18 protein-coding genes are annotated in these 16,529 nt (G+C 40.5%); 9 read left to right on the top strand and 9 right to left on the bottom strand.

Going from position 1 to position 16,529, the window contains the following annotated elements:
* Nucleotide 1: 1 nt before the first annotated feature.
* Nucleotides 2-553: a glutathione-regulated potassium-efflux system ancillary protein KefG gene (gene kefG / locus ACGF49_RS11550; RefSeq protein ID WP_113043094.1), complete on the bottom strand. Its 552-nt coding sequence runs from the start codon at nucleotides 551-553 to the stop codon at nucleotides 2-4.
* 122 nt (nucleotides 554-675) lie between these two features.
* On the opposite strand from kefG, the gene ACGF49_RS11545 reads away from it, so the two are divergent.
* The gene (locus ACGF49_RS11545) at nucleotides 676-2,601 is read left to right on the top strand and encodes an ABC transporter ATP-binding protein (RefSeq protein WP_113043095.1); all 1,926 of its coding nucleotides are present in this window, start codon (nucleotides 676-678) and stop codon (nucleotides 2,599-2,601) included.
* A gap of 259 nt (nucleotides 2,602-2,860) precedes the next feature.
* Here the strand turns inward: ACGF49_RS11545 and ACGF49_RS11540 are convergent, their stop codons facing one another.
* The gene (locus tag ACGF49_RS11540) at nucleotides 2,861-3,433 is read right to left on the bottom strand and encodes a tyrosine-type DNA invertase (protein ID WP_113043096.1); all 573 of its coding nucleotides are present in this window, start codon (nucleotides 3,431-3,433) and stop codon (nucleotides 2,861-2,863) included.
* Between the two features lie 682 nt (nucleotides 3,434-4,115).
* Between ACGF49_RS11540 and ACGF49_RS11535 the strand changes: the two genes are divergently transcribed.
* The 8 genes from ACGF49_RS11535 (at nucleotide 4,116) to ACGF49_RS11500 (ending at nucleotide 12,069) form a co-directional block, all read left to right on the top strand.
* Nucleotides 4,116-4,682: a fimbrial protein gene (locus tag ACGF49_RS11535; RefSeq protein ID WP_112879346.1), complete on the top strand. Its 567-nt coding sequence runs from the start codon at nucleotides 4,116-4,118 to the stop codon at nucleotides 4,680-4,682.
* Between the two features lie 159 nt (nucleotides 4,683-4,841).
* Entirely contained in the window at nucleotides 4,842-5,408 is a 567-nt protein-coding gene (locus ACGF49_RS11530; protein WP_113043097.1) for a fimbrial protein, read from the top strand.
* Nucleotides 5,408-7,963 carry an outer membrane usher protein gene (locus tag ACGF49_RS11525; protein WP_387491039.1) on the top strand — a complete coding sequence of 852 codons (2,556 nt, stop codon included), beginning with the start codon at nucleotides 5,408-5,410 and terminating at the stop codon, nucleotides 7,961-7,963. Before ACGF49_RS11530 ends, ACGF49_RS11525 begins: the two co-directional genes overlap by 1 nt.
* Nucleotides 7,964-8,006: 43 nt before the next feature.
* A complete protein-coding gene (locus tag ACGF49_RS11520) occupies nucleotides 8,007-8,759 on the top strand; it encodes a fimbria/pilus periplasmic chaperone (RefSeq protein WP_191214882.1) in 753 nt (250 codons plus the stop codon).
* A 42-nt stretch (nucleotides 8,760-8,801) separates the two neighbouring features.
* Nucleotides 8,802-9,395, top strand: coding sequence for a fimbrial protein (locus tag ACGF49_RS11515; protein ID WP_113043098.1), 594 nt, complete (start codon nucleotides 8,802-8,804; stop codon nucleotides 9,393-9,395).
* 12 nt (nucleotides 9,396-9,407) lie between these two features.
* On the top strand, nucleotides 9,408-10,238 hold the full coding sequence (locus ACGF49_RS11510; RefSeq protein WP_113043099.1) for a hypothetical protein: 831 nt from the start codon (nucleotides 9,408-9,410) through the stop codon (nucleotides 10,236-10,238).
* Nucleotides 10,239-10,270: 32 nt separating this feature from the next.
* Nucleotides 10,271-10,810, top strand: coding sequence for a hypothetical protein (locus ACGF49_RS11505; RefSeq protein WP_146748104.1), 540 nt, complete (start codon nucleotides 10,271-10,273; stop codon nucleotides 10,808-10,810).
* Nucleotides 10,807-12,069, top strand: coding sequence for an FKBP-type peptidyl-prolyl cis-trans isomerase N-terminal domain-containing protein (locus tag ACGF49_RS11500; protein ID WP_113043101.1), 1,263 nt, complete (start codon nucleotides 10,807-10,809; stop codon nucleotides 12,067-12,069). The genes ACGF49_RS11505 and ACGF49_RS11500 overlap by 4 nt, the downstream gene beginning before the upstream one ends.
* 21 nt (nucleotides 12,070-12,090) lie before the next feature.
* On the opposite strand, the gene ACGF49_RS11495 is transcribed toward ACGF49_RS11500, so the two are convergent.
* The 7 genes from ACGF49_RS11495 to ACGF49_RS11465 all read right to left on the bottom strand — a co-directional run bounded on the left by ACGF49_RS11495 (nucleotide 12,091) and on the right by ACGF49_RS11465 (nucleotide 16,232).
* Complete coding sequence (locus ACGF49_RS11495) at nucleotides 12,091-12,213, bottom strand: hypothetical protein (protein ID WP_262405160.1); 123 nt, start codon at nucleotides 12,211-12,213, stop codon at nucleotides 12,091-12,093.
* Nucleotides 12,214-12,394: 181 nt separating this feature from the next.
* Nucleotides 12,395-13,285, bottom strand: coding sequence for a LysR family transcriptional regulator (locus tag ACGF49_RS11490; protein ID WP_113043102.1), 891 nt, complete (start codon nucleotides 13,283-13,285; stop codon nucleotides 12,395-12,397).
* Between the two features lie 569 nt (nucleotides 13,286-13,854).
* Nucleotides 13,855-14,271 (bottom strand): DUF1240 domain-containing protein, encoded by a 417-nt coding sequence (locus ACGF49_RS11485; protein ID WP_387491033.1) that lies wholly within the window; start codon nucleotides 14,269-14,271, stop codon nucleotides 13,855-13,857.
* Nucleotide 14,272: 1 nt separating this feature from the next.
* Nucleotides 14,273-14,674 carry a DUF1240 domain-containing protein gene (locus ACGF49_RS11480; RefSeq protein WP_387491031.1) on the bottom strand — a complete coding sequence of 134 codons (402 nt, stop codon included), beginning with the start codon at nucleotides 14,672-14,674 and terminating at the stop codon, nucleotides 14,273-14,275.
* Between the two features lie 47 nt (nucleotides 14,675-14,721).
* Nucleotides 14,722-15,123: a DUF1240 domain-containing protein gene (locus tag ACGF49_RS11475; protein WP_113043104.1), complete on the bottom strand. Its 402-nt coding sequence runs from the start codon at nucleotides 15,121-15,123 to the stop codon at nucleotides 14,722-14,724.
* On the bottom strand, nucleotides 15,113-15,982 hold the full coding sequence (locus ACGF49_RS11470; RefSeq protein WP_229015605.1) for a hypothetical protein: 870 nt from the start codon (nucleotides 15,980-15,982) through the stop codon (nucleotides 15,113-15,115). Before ACGF49_RS11470 ends, ACGF49_RS11475 begins: the two co-directional genes overlap by 11 nt.
* Before the next feature lie 43 nt (nucleotides 15,983-16,025).
* Complete coding sequence (locus ACGF49_RS11465) at nucleotides 16,026-16,232, bottom strand: hypothetical protein (RefSeq protein ID WP_113043106.1); 207 nt, start codon at nucleotides 16,230-16,232, stop codon at nucleotides 16,026-16,028.
* Between the last annotated feature and the right edge of the window lie 297 nt (nucleotides 16,233-16,529).

The raw sequence follows: 16,529 nt of genomic DNA, 5'->3' as shown, positions 1-16,529 counted from the left end.
CTTATAGCCCTCCTAATGATAATGGCGATTTGAGCCACTCACGATAAGCATTAGCATGGATGGCAAGAAGTTCAGGTTTTCGACGGCGTGCCCAATAAATAATAATGGGTGATAACCAATGCATACGGCACATCGCCGCAGTGAGTTCAAAAGAACGAAGGATCTCTTCCATTGAATAGAGATTATACCCATCAGCCTGGAAAGTGCCTTCCGGCTCCCCAGTAGTAATCACTGAACGCCAATATTTTCCCTGTAATGCCAACCCGGTAATACCACTGGCAAACCCCCGAGTCAGCACACGATCCATCCACTCCTTTAATAAAGCTGGACAACTGTAGGTATACAGTGGGTGTTGAAAGACAATCACCTGATGCTCTCGAAGTAGCTGTTGCTCATGATGAACATCAATAAAAAAATCTGGATAGGCTCCATATAAGTCGTGAACCGTAACATGCTCTAAACCTTGCACAGGTTGTAACAAAACACGATTTGCTACTGAATCCTGTGGCTCAGGATGGGCATACAGCAGCAGGACTTTAGGCGGCTGTAACATCGTTCCCTCCTCAAGAACGTGTCAGGACACGTATTTTCCGTTACCATGCATACGAAAGTTATAAAATAAGACACTTACTATCTGTTATTACTAATTTAACATATTCTATACAAACGATACTTATGATTGTTTTCTCTTTATTACAAATTCGTCGCGGAACTCGTGTTCTGCTGGACAATGCCAGCGCCACTATCAATCCCGGGCAGAAAGTTGGTCTGGTAGGGAAAAATGGCTGTGGTAAATCTACCCTACTTGCACTATTAAAAAATGAGCTTCAGGCTGAAACAGGCACATTCACTTTTCCCAGTAACTGGGCACTTTCCTGGGTGAATCAAGAAACGCCGGCACTGGAAACACCCGCTCTGGAATATGTCATTGATGGTGATCGTGAATTCCGTCAACTGGAACAACAACTGCGGATAGCCAATGAAAAAAATGACGGTAATCTGATTGCTCATCTGCATGGTCAATTAGACACGATTCAAGCCTGGACGATCCGTTCAAGAGCATCAAGTCTACTGCACGGTTTAGGTTTCTCTCAAGAGCAACTTGATCAACCTGTACGTGCATTTTCCGGTGGATGGCGCATGCGCCTCAATCTGGCTCAGGCACTACTCTGCCGTTCTGATTTGCTGTTACTTGATGAACCCACTAACCATCTTGATCTGGATGCGGTTATCTGGTTGGAAAAATGGCTGAAAAGCTACCCCGGAACATTAATCCTTATCTCCCATGATCGGGATTTTCTCGACCCGATTGCCGATAAGATCCTCCATATAGAACAACAATCTCTGTTTGAGTACAGCGGCAACTACTCCTCTTTTGAGCGCCAGCGCGCTACCAAACTGGCGCAACAACAAGCCCTTTATAAAAGTCAGCAAGAGAAAGTTGCCCATCTGCAAAGTTATATTGACCGTTTCCGTGCCAAGGCCAGCAAAGCCAAACAAGCTCAGAGCCGTATCAAGATGTTAGAACGGATGGAATTAATCGCTCCTGCCCATGTTGATAACCCATTTCATTTCAGTTTCCGTAAACCAGAAAGTCTGCCAAACCCACTCCTGAAAATGGAAAAAGTCAGCGCAGGCTACGGCGAACGGACCGTTTTAAATTCCATCAAACTGAATCTGGTTCCCGGCTCCCGCATTGGCCTGCTTGGTCGTAATGGCGCGGGTAAATCCACGTTGATTAAACTATTAGCTGGCGAACTGCAATCTCAGAGTGGAACCGTAGAATTAGCTAAAGGGATCAAACTGGGGTATTTCGCCCAACATCAACTGGAATATTTACGTGCTGATGAATCACCATTACAGCATTTAGTCCGCATTGCGCCACAAGAAACAGAACAGCAACTTAGAGATTATCTGGGCGGCTTTGGTTTCAAAGGCGATCAAGTGACTGACCCAAGTGGGCGTTTTTCCGGGGGAGAAAAAGCACGTTTAGTTTTGGCATTGATGGTCTGGCAACGCCCTAACCTCCTGTTACTTGATGAACCAACAAACCACCTCGACCTGGATATGCGTCAGGCCCTGACAGAAGCTTTGATCGACTTTGACGGTGCATTAGTTGTGGTTTCTCACGACCGACATCTATTACGTTCAACAACAGATGAGTTGTATCTGGTTCATGATGGCCGGGTAGAATCATTCAACGGCGATTTGGAAGATTATCAACAATGGCTGATAGATCAACAACGTCAACAAAATCAGCAAATACGTGAAAACAACGATAAGGAAAAAGAGACATCCAGCCAAAGTGCTCAGGAAAGAAAAGATCAAAAACGGCGTCAAGCTGACTTCCGTAACCAAACGCAGCCATTGCGTAAACAGCTGACTCATCTTGAAAACCAGATGGAGAAACTGGGTGGCGAATTGGTTGTACTAGAAAATCAACTTTTAGACAGCGCTATCTATGATAGCAGCCGTAAAGTCGAATTAACTGAACATCTGCAAAAACAAAATCAGACCAAATCAAAACTGGAAGAAATTGAATTAGCATGGATGGAAATTCAGGAACAACTTGAAAAAATAACGCAAGAGTTTGAAGGATAAATGATTTTACAAATTATCATTCAATAAAAAAATAAAGCGGAAAAAAATAATCCGCTTTATTTTTCGATAACTAAATAAATTAAAAAGCAATTATAATAAATAAAAAAATCAGTATCCTATGATATTCATAATTATCATTGCCTAATGAAAAATCCTCATTAGCGCAACATTAATGAGGATTTCTTATCATTAGATGACATTTTTTTGTTGTAAAAGAAATAATTTCTCATATCACAACACATTTTATAGAAAGAAAGTACTAACTGAGTCCTTTTGAAGGAATTTCCCATATATTGAAGAACCGTTTTACATTGCTTGCTGTGTAAATAACAGTATGAGATATATTGCGGTGACCGAGATAATCCTGAATAAGGCGTGTATCTCTTCCCAAATCAGCAAGAGCATAGCCGCAGGCATGTCTTAACATATGTGGATGTGGTGAAATATCGACTAATGCTTGTCTGCCATAACGTTTTAACAAACTATAAACCTGATAGCGTGAAATCGCGCCTGATTTTTGTGATAAAAAAACCCACGATGTGTCTGATTCTCTCCAGCTCTTACGGATATTAATCCATTGATTTAACGCATTAAGTTCTTCAGGCACCAATGGATGTGTTGTTGATAGTCCCCCTTTTAATCGCCTTACGTGAATAATTCCCGAGCTAAGATCAAGATCGGATAGTGTCAGATGACATAGCTCACTGACTCTAAACCCATGAATAAAACACATGAGTAACATGCAATAATCCCGCTCAGCATGACGCCCCTGACGTGCTTTTTCTAAAATCGCATCAATTTCATATCTGGTTAAGAACTTACGCTTCTTCATGAAAATAGTTCCTGTGAGATTTGGGCATATAGTTACTGATAGAGAATATTAATCTAAAGAACTATATCAATTAATAGAGATTTTATGGAATTACTGATCTAAAATTTCATTTATTTATCATAAGAAAGAAATAAGTTTTTTGATATATAAATATAAAATCATATATATCATTTAACAGTGATTTTTTGACAGAAAATATCAGGATGTAGAATTTTTATTAAAAATTAAGAAACTATTTTACAACAAAAAACCAAACAGAATGCACCAAACTGTTAATAGTTTTACACAAAACTATCACCTAGGTCAACTTTTATGCTCCTCCAGACTAAAAACATATAACCATTTGTAATATATGATTTTTTTAATATCTTTTTATTACTTTTAATATTTTATCAATATTATTTTGTAAAAAATCAGTTGGTTTGTTTGAACTTAATCAGATATCAATCAATTAGAAAGTTTATAAGTTTAAATTAATGTCTTTTTTGGATATTAATTCCAAAATATTACCTATTTTAGTATTTATAACTAAACAAAACAGTTTGGTGCATTTTGTTTGGTTTTAAAAAATGTTGATATGAGATTTTAAGACCCTTTTTGCATTGGATATCTGGTGTAGGAGCTGAAGTTCCACACTGCTACTTTTGTATGGTTTTATCCTTAAGTTAAGGAATTAATTCACATGAAATTGAATACATTAGTTATGGCTCTCGGATTGGGTGTAACCCTAACAGCAGGTTCTGTCAATGCACAGACCAAGCCACCCGCCAGTACTAAAAATACTAACCAAGGCCAAGGAAAAGTGACTTTTGAAGGTTCTATTATTGATGCGCCTTGTTCTATCCACCCCGGTGATGACGATCAGACTGTGAAGCTTGGGCAGATTTCCAACAAAGCACTGGCAGGAGGTGGTAAGTCCACGCCGGTTCCTTTTAATATCCGTTTACTAGACTGTGATGCTAACGGCTTAGAAAAGAAGATTGTAACGGCGACTTTCTCTGGGACACCATCTTCTGTGAATAAGGACCTACTGGCAATTGTTGGTTCGGCCTCTGGTGCGGCTATTGGTATCACCAACGATAACGCCAAACTTATCAAACTGGGACAACAGAGTTCACCCACAATCATCACCGATGGTTCCGATTCGACCATGCACTTCGCTGCTTTCTTACAGGGTGACGGGGCTTCTGCGACTATCGTTCCTGGTGATTTCACCGCTGTGGCTAACTTCACTCTGGCTTACCAATAAAGGTGGTGAAAGAAGCCTTTCTGTGCGTTGGAAAGTCTATCTGTTTCTCTTTCCCGCTGTGGCCTAGCCTTCAGGCTGACAGGGGAAACAGCGGGAAAGAGGGGTCCCTACAAGATTAGGGAAATGAATTTGCCGGTAAACCGAATTTTGGGGAGCGAGATGACTCTTCTTAGCCATCCAACCTGTTCTAAGATGTTACCTTCCCTGCTGACGTTGTTAGTGCTAACCAGCCTGATATTGTCATTTATGGCAACGGCTATCAACCAAGAGCACGGCCGCGTCAACATGCAAGGCTCCATCATTGATACACCGTGTACAATTGCTTTGGGCAATCAAGATCAGACCATCGACATATCATCTATTTTGGTCGGACAAATTATCCGCAGTGGTCACGGGCCGGTACGGCTTTTAAGTATACAGTTGATTAATTGTCTGTTGACTCCCGTATTACTGAATCGCCTGAGTAGGTCACACTTTCGAGTGACTTTTGATGGCGCGGCTGCTCGTAACGACTTGTTTAGCATGAATGGTGAGGAGAGTGGTGTGGGATTACAGATATCGGACAGTACAGGAGCGGTAGTTGTGCCAGGCAAACCAATGCCTGTAGAGGATCTGCAAATAGGCTCAATGCGGCTGGATTATACTTTGCGTCTGATAACAGCTCACCAAGTGTTACGCGCCGAGGCCCTCCACACCATGATACGTTTCAAACTGGATTATTTCTGATGAAAGGACCCATGCCATCGCTACTTTGTGGAGCGAGGGATAGCTCGGTGGCACTGTGTATCTTGTTGGCTCTTTGTGGCATGCAGGTGGTCAAGGCTGCCGATAGGGTGGAATTCAACACGGATGTTCTTGATGTCAAGGATCGGGCGCGTATTGACTTAAGTCAGTTTTCCCAGGCTGGCTACATTATGCAAGGTAGCTACCAGATGGTATTACGCTTGAATAAAAACGAATTGCCCGAGCAGACAGTGCAGTTCATTGCTCCTGATCATGATCCGAAAGGCAGTGAAGCGTGCCTGACGCTGAAGATGGTTGATCAACTGGGACTTAAAGCGGATGCAATCCGTCAGCTTACTTGGTGGCATAACGGCCAGTGCCTAGAAATAGCTTCTCTGAAAGGTATGGAAGTTCGAGGTGACTTGGGCGCTGGGGCACTATACATCAGCATGCCGCAGGCTTACTTAGAATATACCGTGGAAAACTGGGATCCGCCGTCACGTTGGGATAATGGGATCTCCGGTATGTTATTTGACTACAGCGTCAATGCACAAGTGACAAATCAGTCAGGTGCAGGCAACCAAGCGCAATCTTTGAGCGGTAACGGAACAGTTGGGGCCAATTTGGGAGCTTGGCGTCTGCGGGCCGATTGGCAGGTGCAGTACAGCCATACTACGGGGCAGGTGGGAAGCGCCCAGCAAAGCTGGGAGTGGAGCCGCTACTACGCCTACCGTGTAATAGCCGCTCTGCGTGCCAAGCTGACGTTGGCGGAAGACTACCTCAACTCTGGGATATTTGACAGTTTCCGTTACATCGGAGCCAGTCTGATATCGGACGACAACATGCTGCCACCGAACCTGCGTGGTTATGCGCCGGAAGTGACTGGAGTGGCGAAAACCAATGCCAAGGTGACCATCAGTCAGCAAGGGCGTGTGATTTATGAAACTCAGGTGGCAGCAGGTCCTTTCAGTATTCAGGATCTGAATACTGCGGTGAATGGCAAGCTGGATGTGAAGGTACAGGAGCAGGATGGCAGCGTACAGACCCTCCAAGTGAATACCGCTAATGTACCCTATCTGACACGTCCAGGTATGGTTCGTTACAAGATTGCCGCCGGTAAACCATCAGACATTAAGCATCGCAGTAAGGGGCCGGGCTTTGCAACTGGAGAATTCTCTTGGGGGGTGAACAACGGTTGGTCGCTGTACGGAGGAGCTTTGCTGGCCAAGGGCTATAACGCTCTGGCTATCGGTATCGGCCGTGACTTGCTCGCGTTTGGTGCATTGTCATTTGATGTGACGCAGTCGCGAGCTCAGTTTCTGCATGATGACACCAAACAAGGAGGCTCGTATCGGGTTAGCTATTCTAAACGCTTTGATGAATACGATAGCCAGATAACATTTGCAGGTTACCGTTTCTCAGAACGTAACTTCATGAGCATGTCGCAGTATTTAGAGGCGCGTTATTACGGTGTCAATAATGGAAGAGGTAAAGAGTTCTATACCATTACGTTTAACAAACAGTTTAAGGAAATGGGGCTTAGTGTTTATCTGAACTACGGCCATCAGACCTACTGGGACCGTCCGAACAACGATACTTATAACCTGTCACTATCGCGTTATTTCGACATCGGACGTTTTAAAAACATTAGCCTGAGCCTAACGGCATATCGGACTCAATACAACGACACTAATGATGACGGTTTGTATCTGAGTATGGCTGTACCGTGGGGTGAAAATAGCACAATAACCTATGACGGTCAGCTTAGCCGTAATAGCAGTAATACTGTGGGTTACTATGACCGTATCGATGACAACAATACATATCGGATTAATGTTGGTAACGGTCAAGGCGGACGTAGTATTGGTAGTGGTTATTTCACCCATGAGGGGGATATAGCTAAGTTGACAGCGAATGCCAATTTCCGTGGAAGTGAATATAGCGCTATGGGGCTGTCACTTCAGGGGGGAATAACGGCGACGGTAGATGGGGCAGCGCTACACCGTATCAACATGATAGGGGGAACACGCATGATGATCGATGCTGATGGGATTGGTGGTGTACCAATACGCGGTTATGGCAGTGTGACCCATACCAACGTTTTTGGTAAAGCGGTGGTGAGTGATATCAACAGTTACTACCGCAGCAGCGTTAATGTGGACGTGAACCAACTGGCGGATAACGTGGATGCCACTCGCTCGGTGGTACAAGGCACGCTAACGGAAGGCGCTATTGGTTATCGCAAGTTTGGGATGATCGCCGGCAAGAAAGCGATGGCTATTATTAAGTTGACAGACGGTACGGCCCCTCCATTCGGCGCTGTCGTGACGAACGAACGTGAAATGCAAACTGGCATCGTGAATGATGAAGGAAGTGTGTGGTTAACCGGCATTAATCCAGGCGAGAACATGAGTGTGCATTGGGATGGTCGCATACAGTGTCTCATCACGTTACCGCAATCGCTTCTCGCCAACTTGATGAATAATCTGTTGTTACCTTGTCAGCGTGTTAAAGGGATTGGTGGTTCTTTCCAGAAGATTAATAAAAGTGTGGGGTGAATCAGTGGAAATGTTGCCTAAAGATAAGTACAACCGCATGAGTATGACAATGAAAAAAAACATAGCAGCTTCCGCTGTCATGTTAGCAGGTATTCTGGCTGTTCAGCAGGCTAATGCAGCTATTGCCCTCGATCGCACCCGCGCGGTGTTCAATGGGGAAGATAGATCAATGAGCCTTAGTATCAGTAACCAGAATAAAGAGTTGCCCTATCTTGCACAGGCTTGGATTGAGGACGAACATGGCAACAAGATTAACAATCCACTGACTGCGCTACCGCCACTTCAGAGAGTAGAGCCAGGAGCCAAAAGCCAAGTGAAGTTGCAAGTCACTCAGGGCATCAACATGTTGTCTCAGGATAAAGAGACGCTGTTCTATTTCAACCTCCGGGAAATTCCGCCGAAGTCCAACAAACCCAACACATTGCAGATTGCACTGCAAACACGTATCAAACTGTTTTATCGGCCAAAGGCTATTACTGTTGGCCGAACAGACCACGAAAATCCTTATCAGGAGAAATTGACGATGACTCGACAAGGGGATCACTATGTGGTTAACAATCCGACGCCGTACTACGTGACTATTGCATCAGCGTCATCCAGCCTAAACGGGGCAGCGGTATCCGGTTTTAATCCGATGATGATCCCACCAAAAGGCAGTGCTGTGTTGGGTGGCAGTGCGTCAGCAATGGGTAACAGTCCTGTACTGATTTTCATCAATGATTTCGGTGGTCGGCCAAAATTAGTGTTTGGTTGTAGTGGTGGCACTTGTACCGTGAAAAGTAGTAAAGCCGGTTGAGATGTTTGCTAAAATTGGGATAACTCAGTAAAGGAGGCATGTATGAACACCATCCTAAAGCCAGATCGAGATGGACTGATACCGTCCTTGTGTCGGCGTAACCGATTACATGTCCTTAAAGCGTTGTTGCTCTTGCTTTCGATAAGCTCAGTGTGTAATGCGAAGGATAAATTTGAATCCATTGTTCGTATAAAAGTGAATGTACTTAGAGAAGCTTGTGATATCCAGCCTGGAGATGATGCAATTACCGTGGACTTCGATACAGTGTTCGGAAAACACCTTTATCAAAATGAACGTAGTCATAGTAAAGCGTTTTCAATTCACCTCATAAACTGTGATGTGACAAGAGCTCGGGAGGTGAATATAAAATTTCTAGGTAAGGAAAATAATGAGCTTCCTGGGCTTTTGGCTTTTCAGCCGGGAAGTCAAGCATCAGGGGCAGCGGTTGGAATAGAATCTCTAGCTGGAGAACCTATTTCGATAAACAAGACTGTTAAAAAATACAGTTTAAATAATGGCAATGCCACGCTGGACTTTAAAGCCTACGTGCAAGGGGAACCTTCTGCTATCAGAAATCACTCAATAGTATTTGGTAAGTTCTCGGCTATTTCGACGTTTATGTTGGACTATGAGTGAAATGGAGGGAATATGAGGGGCTTTTTCTATCTTGTTTTTTTCATGACATTGGCTTGTGTTCCATTTATAGAGGTAAATGCAGGAGCCTTCGTTACGCCTATTGATATGTACCAAAGCGGTTCAGACACTCGTGTGGTTCTACAAGTAGTTGACTGGACGGAAAATGATACCGACCTAAACCCATGTTACGAATCTGTGTTTTGTTATGTTGGTCCAGATGTGAAATATCGTGATAAACCTGTATACCCGGGGATGTATGGTAGCTGTGTACTGGATAATCATTGTCTTAGAATCTCTCAATTTAAGACTAGGAAGGAGGTAGCCAGGGAGTACAAAAAAGCATTTCCGTTGCCATATCGAGCAGAGTTCCTTTTGCGATCCCCTGAGGCAGATTGTATAGGATTGTTTTATATTCGACACCAACCTAATCCACATAGTTCAGATGCACAGCAGTGGCCTGGTAGTGTTTGTGGCAAGGTGCCATCAGTCAAGCAATCTTGCAGTCTTTATTTGCCATCTGTAATTGATCATGGCAATTTGGGGCAAGAAAATCTCAACGGGAATAAGAAAACAATAACAGGAAATGTGCAGTGCGCATTGCCAGCTAACCTGACTTTATATACAAAATCCTCAACGGGTGAAAAGTTTATTTATTTAAATCCTGAAAAAACACTTTACTCCGATGTGGACATCAATGGCTCAAATGCTTGGAATGGTGTTCCAATAACAGTAAGTGGAAATAATCTCTATTCATTTTCTTTTTCATCCAGACTTCAATCATTGGGTAAAGTTGGTGCAGGTGCCTATTCGGGAGATGTTATTGTGATTATGGCTTTTAATTAGTTTTGATGCTAATGATGCTGGGGAGTAATAAGGTGAATAACGTGTTTGTTCTTAAACGTATATGTGTGATGTTGCAGGTTCGGAAAATAACAAGGCACTATATTGTATCTTATGGTTGTTATTTCTACCTACTATTAGCAGCTGCATTTCTTTTAACAGGATGTGCTCAAGAGCTCACACCAAAGAGAGTTCCGACATCAAGTAAAATAAAAGTATCGTCAACCGCTAAGACATTGGTTCATTCTTCATTACCCCATGAATCTGGAAACGGTGATTGTCGTTTTGCCGGAACTATGCAGCCCTCTGCTGACAGCAATTCCGGTAAATTGGCACAATGTACTCGCGAGTTGGAGGCATTGAAGCAGTTCAGCGGCGCTAAATACACACGCTACAAAGCCGAGTTTGATCGCATTGCCCGTACGGGTAGTCAATATTTGGCGGTGGCTAACGGGATCAGTGAGGATATCAATGACTTGGTCCGTCCTAAGTATCAATATGCCCTTACCAGTTTATGTTATCGTATAAAGAACGACTTATCATTGGCACTAATTAATCAGGTAGATGCACAATGAATTGTATACGAATGCATCTTCGTCGCGGTGCTTGGTTATTAATTGGTTTTTTGGGAACGATTGATATTGTGAGTGCGACAGAAAGTGGAAACTATACACCTCCTGGCGGCACATTCTCGGTAGATAGCTTGATGGAAAGCGCCAGTAATCCTGATTATGGTCTGAGTACACTAATGGCGCAACAGTCCAAATCTGGTGAGACATCTTCAAACAGAAGTGCATCAAAACATACAGTTGGAACATCCATTCTTGTTGGTATAGGGGCCTCATCCGGTAGTAGCGAAACAGCAGCCCGTAAAGTATTGCGTGCAGAGAATCGTAAGCTTAAGAGACAACTTACCGATAGTATCGCAGAGTTGAAGTCTTCCCAGACTGAACTGGAAAAGAGCCGTAAGCAGCTATCTGATCACCAATCAGTCAGGGTAGAAGTGCAGAGACAGAAAGATAAGTTACAAAAACAGTTAAGTGACAATCAGACCTTGCTGACGGTTACGCAGCGTCAGTTCAAAGAAGCACAAACGCAGTTAGAGGCAGTGCGTAAACAGTTCAAAGAAACTGACACTGCTCGAATGCAGTTAGAGATGGCGTTGGTTTCTACTCGTGATCAACTAGTGCAAGCTAATGATCGAGCGGTAAAAGCCAATAAGTCCGTGAGTGTACCGCTCGATAACGATAACCGTAAGCGTGACTATGTAGTGGGCCAAGCGATGGCCTCGGGGCTAAAAGAGACACTGACCAGTTATGCAGAAAGTGGGTTGTCTCTGGATCCTGTTCGAGTGACTGCCGGATTAACTGATGGATTACGCAATCGCATGCAGCTTAAACGCAGTGATATGGATAAATATTACCTGACCTTTGCGGAGCAATTACAAAAACAGGTAAATGCCAAGGTTAAGATGGGAGAAGCTCTGATTGCGAAGAAAACTACCGGACGCAAGCCAGCGAAGAAAGTCAATGGCTTGGTGTACTTTGTGGTCAAGAAAGGTCACCCTATTAAGGATCAGGATGCACCGGTTTCGCTAGCTTTGTCTGAGCAGATTGTTGATGGTGCCACTTTAAGCACTATTCCGACACTGACACTTACCGCTGACGATGATATACCAGCCGTAGTGCGTGAGGCGCTTCCATTGTTGGGTGAAGAGGCAGAAGTTGATGCCTATGCTTTAGCTAAGGTCGTGTATGGCAACTTGCCGATGCCGAAAGGAGTAACCCCGTTTACGGTCTTGGTCTATCACCTCAAGGGGATTAAACCTCAGTAAAAATAAACCATTTTGACATCCTTATATCTTGGATTTACCCATGGCATCATCAATTTCATATTCACCTGATTTATCCCCGCATAATAATTTACGGCGGGGAGCAGTCACGAGATAATCCCTATTAATAACTGCTAATTCTTTCAAATCAATTATACCATTGGAGAATTGATCAAATATTATTGATTATAACCTATAAAATACTTACTATTAATAGTAATATTTAAATAACCAATATGATATCTGACTTATTCCTCCCGTCTATATAATAACATTAAATTAGCAATAGTTTATTTTACATTAAAAATACCAAACTATGATCCCTCATTCATACATTATCAATCAGAGAAGATAATAACTCCGTTTCATTTATCAATTCATAATCGATAACTGGACTCCATAAGATACCAAAATCAATCTCCATATCGGTTTTTAACACTTCTAATAAATCCAAATATTGTGATGGAATTGAGCGGATAACTTTTTCCGGCACTAAAGAAAAACCATTGCGTTTAATTATCAGCTCAATCATTACCATAATATCATTCGTTTTTAACATTAAATTCATACTATTATCATAAATAGAAAATGCGTTAATGCCATCAGTAAAATCAATTGGTATATCATTCTCATCCATGTCAATAAGCTGATACAACGATGCCATTTCAGCGCTTAATGCTGTAAAATGCCGTAACCAATCACTGCCTTTTTTAAAAAGGTAAACGAGTTTTTCAGTAAAAATCTTTCTAGGCATAAGTGATGAAGTTAATGGTAGAGGAACAATGGCGATATGTAATAAACCAGAGTTTAATAGATTCATTTGCTGCTCAAATGTCAAACCAGTAATTAGCACAAGCACGGCTTTTTCCTTCCTACCTAGAAAAATCCGCTCTTCCATTTTTCCAGAATCATAAATAGGAAAACAAGAGCTAACATAAAGGTAATGTGGCGCATCATCTTGCAAATCATGATTAACCTGAATCTGAAATTGCTCAAAATGACCCAGTAATTTCTGAGCATTTTCAAAGGTTTTTTGTCCAAAATCAGTCAACCGAGTACCACCTGGTCCTCTGGAAAACAAAAGAGCCCCAAATTCCGCTTCCAGTGCATTAACTTTCTTAGTCAGTGCAGGTTGAGAAATATGTAGTATTTGAGAAGCCTTATGATAATTAAGTGTTTCAGCTAACACGATAAAAGCTTTGAGATTACGTATATCCATATCTCCACCATTCAGGTTTATCTTTCATACTTTCTTACGTTATTATTTCAATAATGAACTAAATCATTTAGACTTAACTGAAATTAATTAAATAGAGATTAAACAACAATTATAAGATGATCAATTAATTTATTATAAAAATGTTGGCGATATAAATATAGATTGTATTTATACCATAATTCCTTCTTACTCTCTAAGATAAATGGATAAGTAATTCACTTAAATAAAATGCGTTAGAAGATAAGAAATTTTCCGATTTTTAGCTGTTTTCCCTATAGTAATTCCTATACACCTAATGACATGTATTTGCTACTATACAGGATAGCGAAATATAGCAGGTAAGCATCATTCTGAAAATATAATTATTAATCCTCATTTTCAAATCAACAATGAAGACAACTATAATATACCCTATGGATTTCAAGATGCATCGCGGCGGCAAGGGAGCGAATCCCCGGGAGCATAGATAACTATGTGACCGGGGTGAGTGAGTGCAGCCAACAAAGAGGCAACTTGAAAGATGACGGGTATAGATCCATTTTTCGCCCCCTCCCCCAATAAGACTAATATCAATCACACAGTTTAATATCTTTTACATAGGTATTAGGCGACGTCCAAGAGATTCTTGGACATACCAAATAGCCATCACTTTTTAACTTATAATTCACATATAAAGACGTAGGGAAACTTAAAACAATTGAAACAATAGCGATCGAACAAAGATATTTGTTAAAGCTATCATGATGTTTTGGATAACGACCAACTACATTAACAAAAACAACAAAAACCATATAATATAAAATCAAAGGAAAAGAAAAAAATGTCATAAAAACACTGCTTGAAAATGTTATTTTATCATCCATTAAAACCAACGAAATCAAATATTCACTTACTATAAACATAGAAAACGACATTAAAGCCAATACAAAAATTGCGCAAATAATGTGTATTATTTTTCTTTTACTATCCACAACCATATCACTCATATCAATCACATAGTTTAATATTTTTTACATAAGTATTCGGCGACGTCCAAGATATCCTTGGACATAATAAATAGCCATCACTTTTTAACTTATAATGCATATACAAAGATGTAGGAAAACTTAAAAAAAGTGAAATAATGGCTATCGATCCAAAATATTTATTAAAACTATCATGATACTTAGGATAATGACCAGTTATACTAACAAAAATAATAAAGAATAAAGAATAAAAAATCAAAGGAGAAAAAAAGAATATAATAATAACACTACTTGAAAATGTTATTTTCTCATCCATTTTAACTAAAGAGATTAAATTTTCTCCTGTCAAAAAGAAACCAAATGACGTCAAAATAAAAATAGCAAGAGCACCAATAATATGTACAATCTTTTTTTTACTGTCCATAATTCCCCCAGTTCTCAAGGAATTGATTGAAGTCAAATACAACAATATCAATCACACAGTTTAATATCTTTCACATAAGTATTCGGCGACGTCCAAGATATCCTTGGACATACTAAATAGCCATCATTTTTTAACTTATAATTCACATACAAAGATGTAGGAAAACCTAAAAAAAATGAAATAATAGCTATCGTCCCAAAATATTTGTTAAAACTATCATGGTATTTAGGATAACGGCCAGTTATATTAACAAAAATAACAAAAATAACATAATAAAAAACCAAAGGAGAAGAAAAAAATATCATAAAAACACCACCTGAGAATATTATTTTTTCATCCATTTTAATTAAAGAATTTAAATTCCCCCCCGTCAAAAAGAAAGTGAATGACGTTAGAATGAAAATAAAAATAGCGCAGATGATATGTATAACCTTTCTTTTATTTCCCATAACTCCCCCAGTTATGAAGAAATTGGTTGAAATTAGCTTCTGGAGATCTTGGTTTCCTTTCCACTTCTTTTCTGATTAAATTAATTACATTCTCACTAATTTTAAATCTTTTATCTATAATATCAAGTGCATATGTCATTACAAAACCTACAATAAATACAACAAAAGCCACACCAACTACACTGGCACCAGCAATAGATGTAGCTATCATTACAGACCCAAAAGTCCAAGCAACACAGGCTGTTATTACTGCCTTAGCCAGATCCACAGCAATATTACCTAGAAAATCAGCCAGCGTGTATTCATCCTTAAATATAAGCTCAACCGTTCGATAAGCTGCAGAAAAGAATATGCTGAACTTCATTCCCTTAACTATGCCACTATTCAGTCCTTGCTGCCCAATCCCCATAGATATCACCTTCATGTTAGAAGCTTTATATCTTGAAGCAGTAATGATCTTTCTAACCCCCGCATAACCTGATATTTTAATATATCTGTTTCCATCTTTACCCATATATTCTGTCGCTTTAATTCCTAATTTTTTAAACTCTCCTATAACATTAAAAAGATCAAAAGAATCATGTATGTTACCTGCATAGGGTGATATGGGATCGGTAATCTCAAATATTTTCTTTATAAATGGACTTTTGGGTTTTGGCGAATCAATATCTTCCAGCACACCTTTCGCTTCATCTAACGATAGCAGCGCAATATAGGTTGTATTCTCTCTTAACTGCTTTTCGAGACCAATGGCATCAAAGAATTCATGCTGAGGTTTTAATTGGTTAGCCCCAACATGACCTCTCAGGAAATCTCCCATATAGCCCTCCAGCGAGGGGTTGTATTTTTTATATGTCATCGTGAAACCCTTTTCACATTTCTTAAAACCAAAAATTATCACATTAGTGTTTAACCGCTGGAGTTTCCAATTTGAGTGAAAGAACACGACCATCTGAAATCTTCATGTCGATCGCACAGGCTTGAGTTGACAACAATAGCTCAAAACACTGCATCATCATCATTGCCAATTTTTCTTCTGGAATTAACGGGCTATTCACTAATACGTCAGTGAGCTGTTGTAATAACTCTTGCCTATCTCTATCGTTCATATGGCTAACCCCATTAACAATTAAGAATTCGAAGATAGCACTATATTACATAAAAAATAGTCATGTCGACTACATAATAGCAAAATGTTAAACAAATGCAGAACGCCTATAGTTAAGTTACTGTATAATAATACAAAATAACGCCTGATGTTTAAGGTGAAAGTAATAAATACATTATTGAGCAAAGAATTTCAAACTCCATTTTCTATATTATTTATGTTTCTATCCTTCAAGAAAGAAATTCAATATTGAACTATTAATCTCTTTCTATTTTGGTGTTAAGGTCGTACTTTCATC

Origin of the sequence: Photorhabdus sp. RM96S, assembly GCF_042879335.1 — a bacterium.
Taxonomy (GTDB): domain Bacteria; phylum Pseudomonadota; class Gammaproteobacteria; order Enterobacterales; family Enterobacteriaceae; genus Photorhabdus; species Photorhabdus kayaii.
This window is presented reverse-complemented; position numbering and strand designations above follow the sequence as displayed.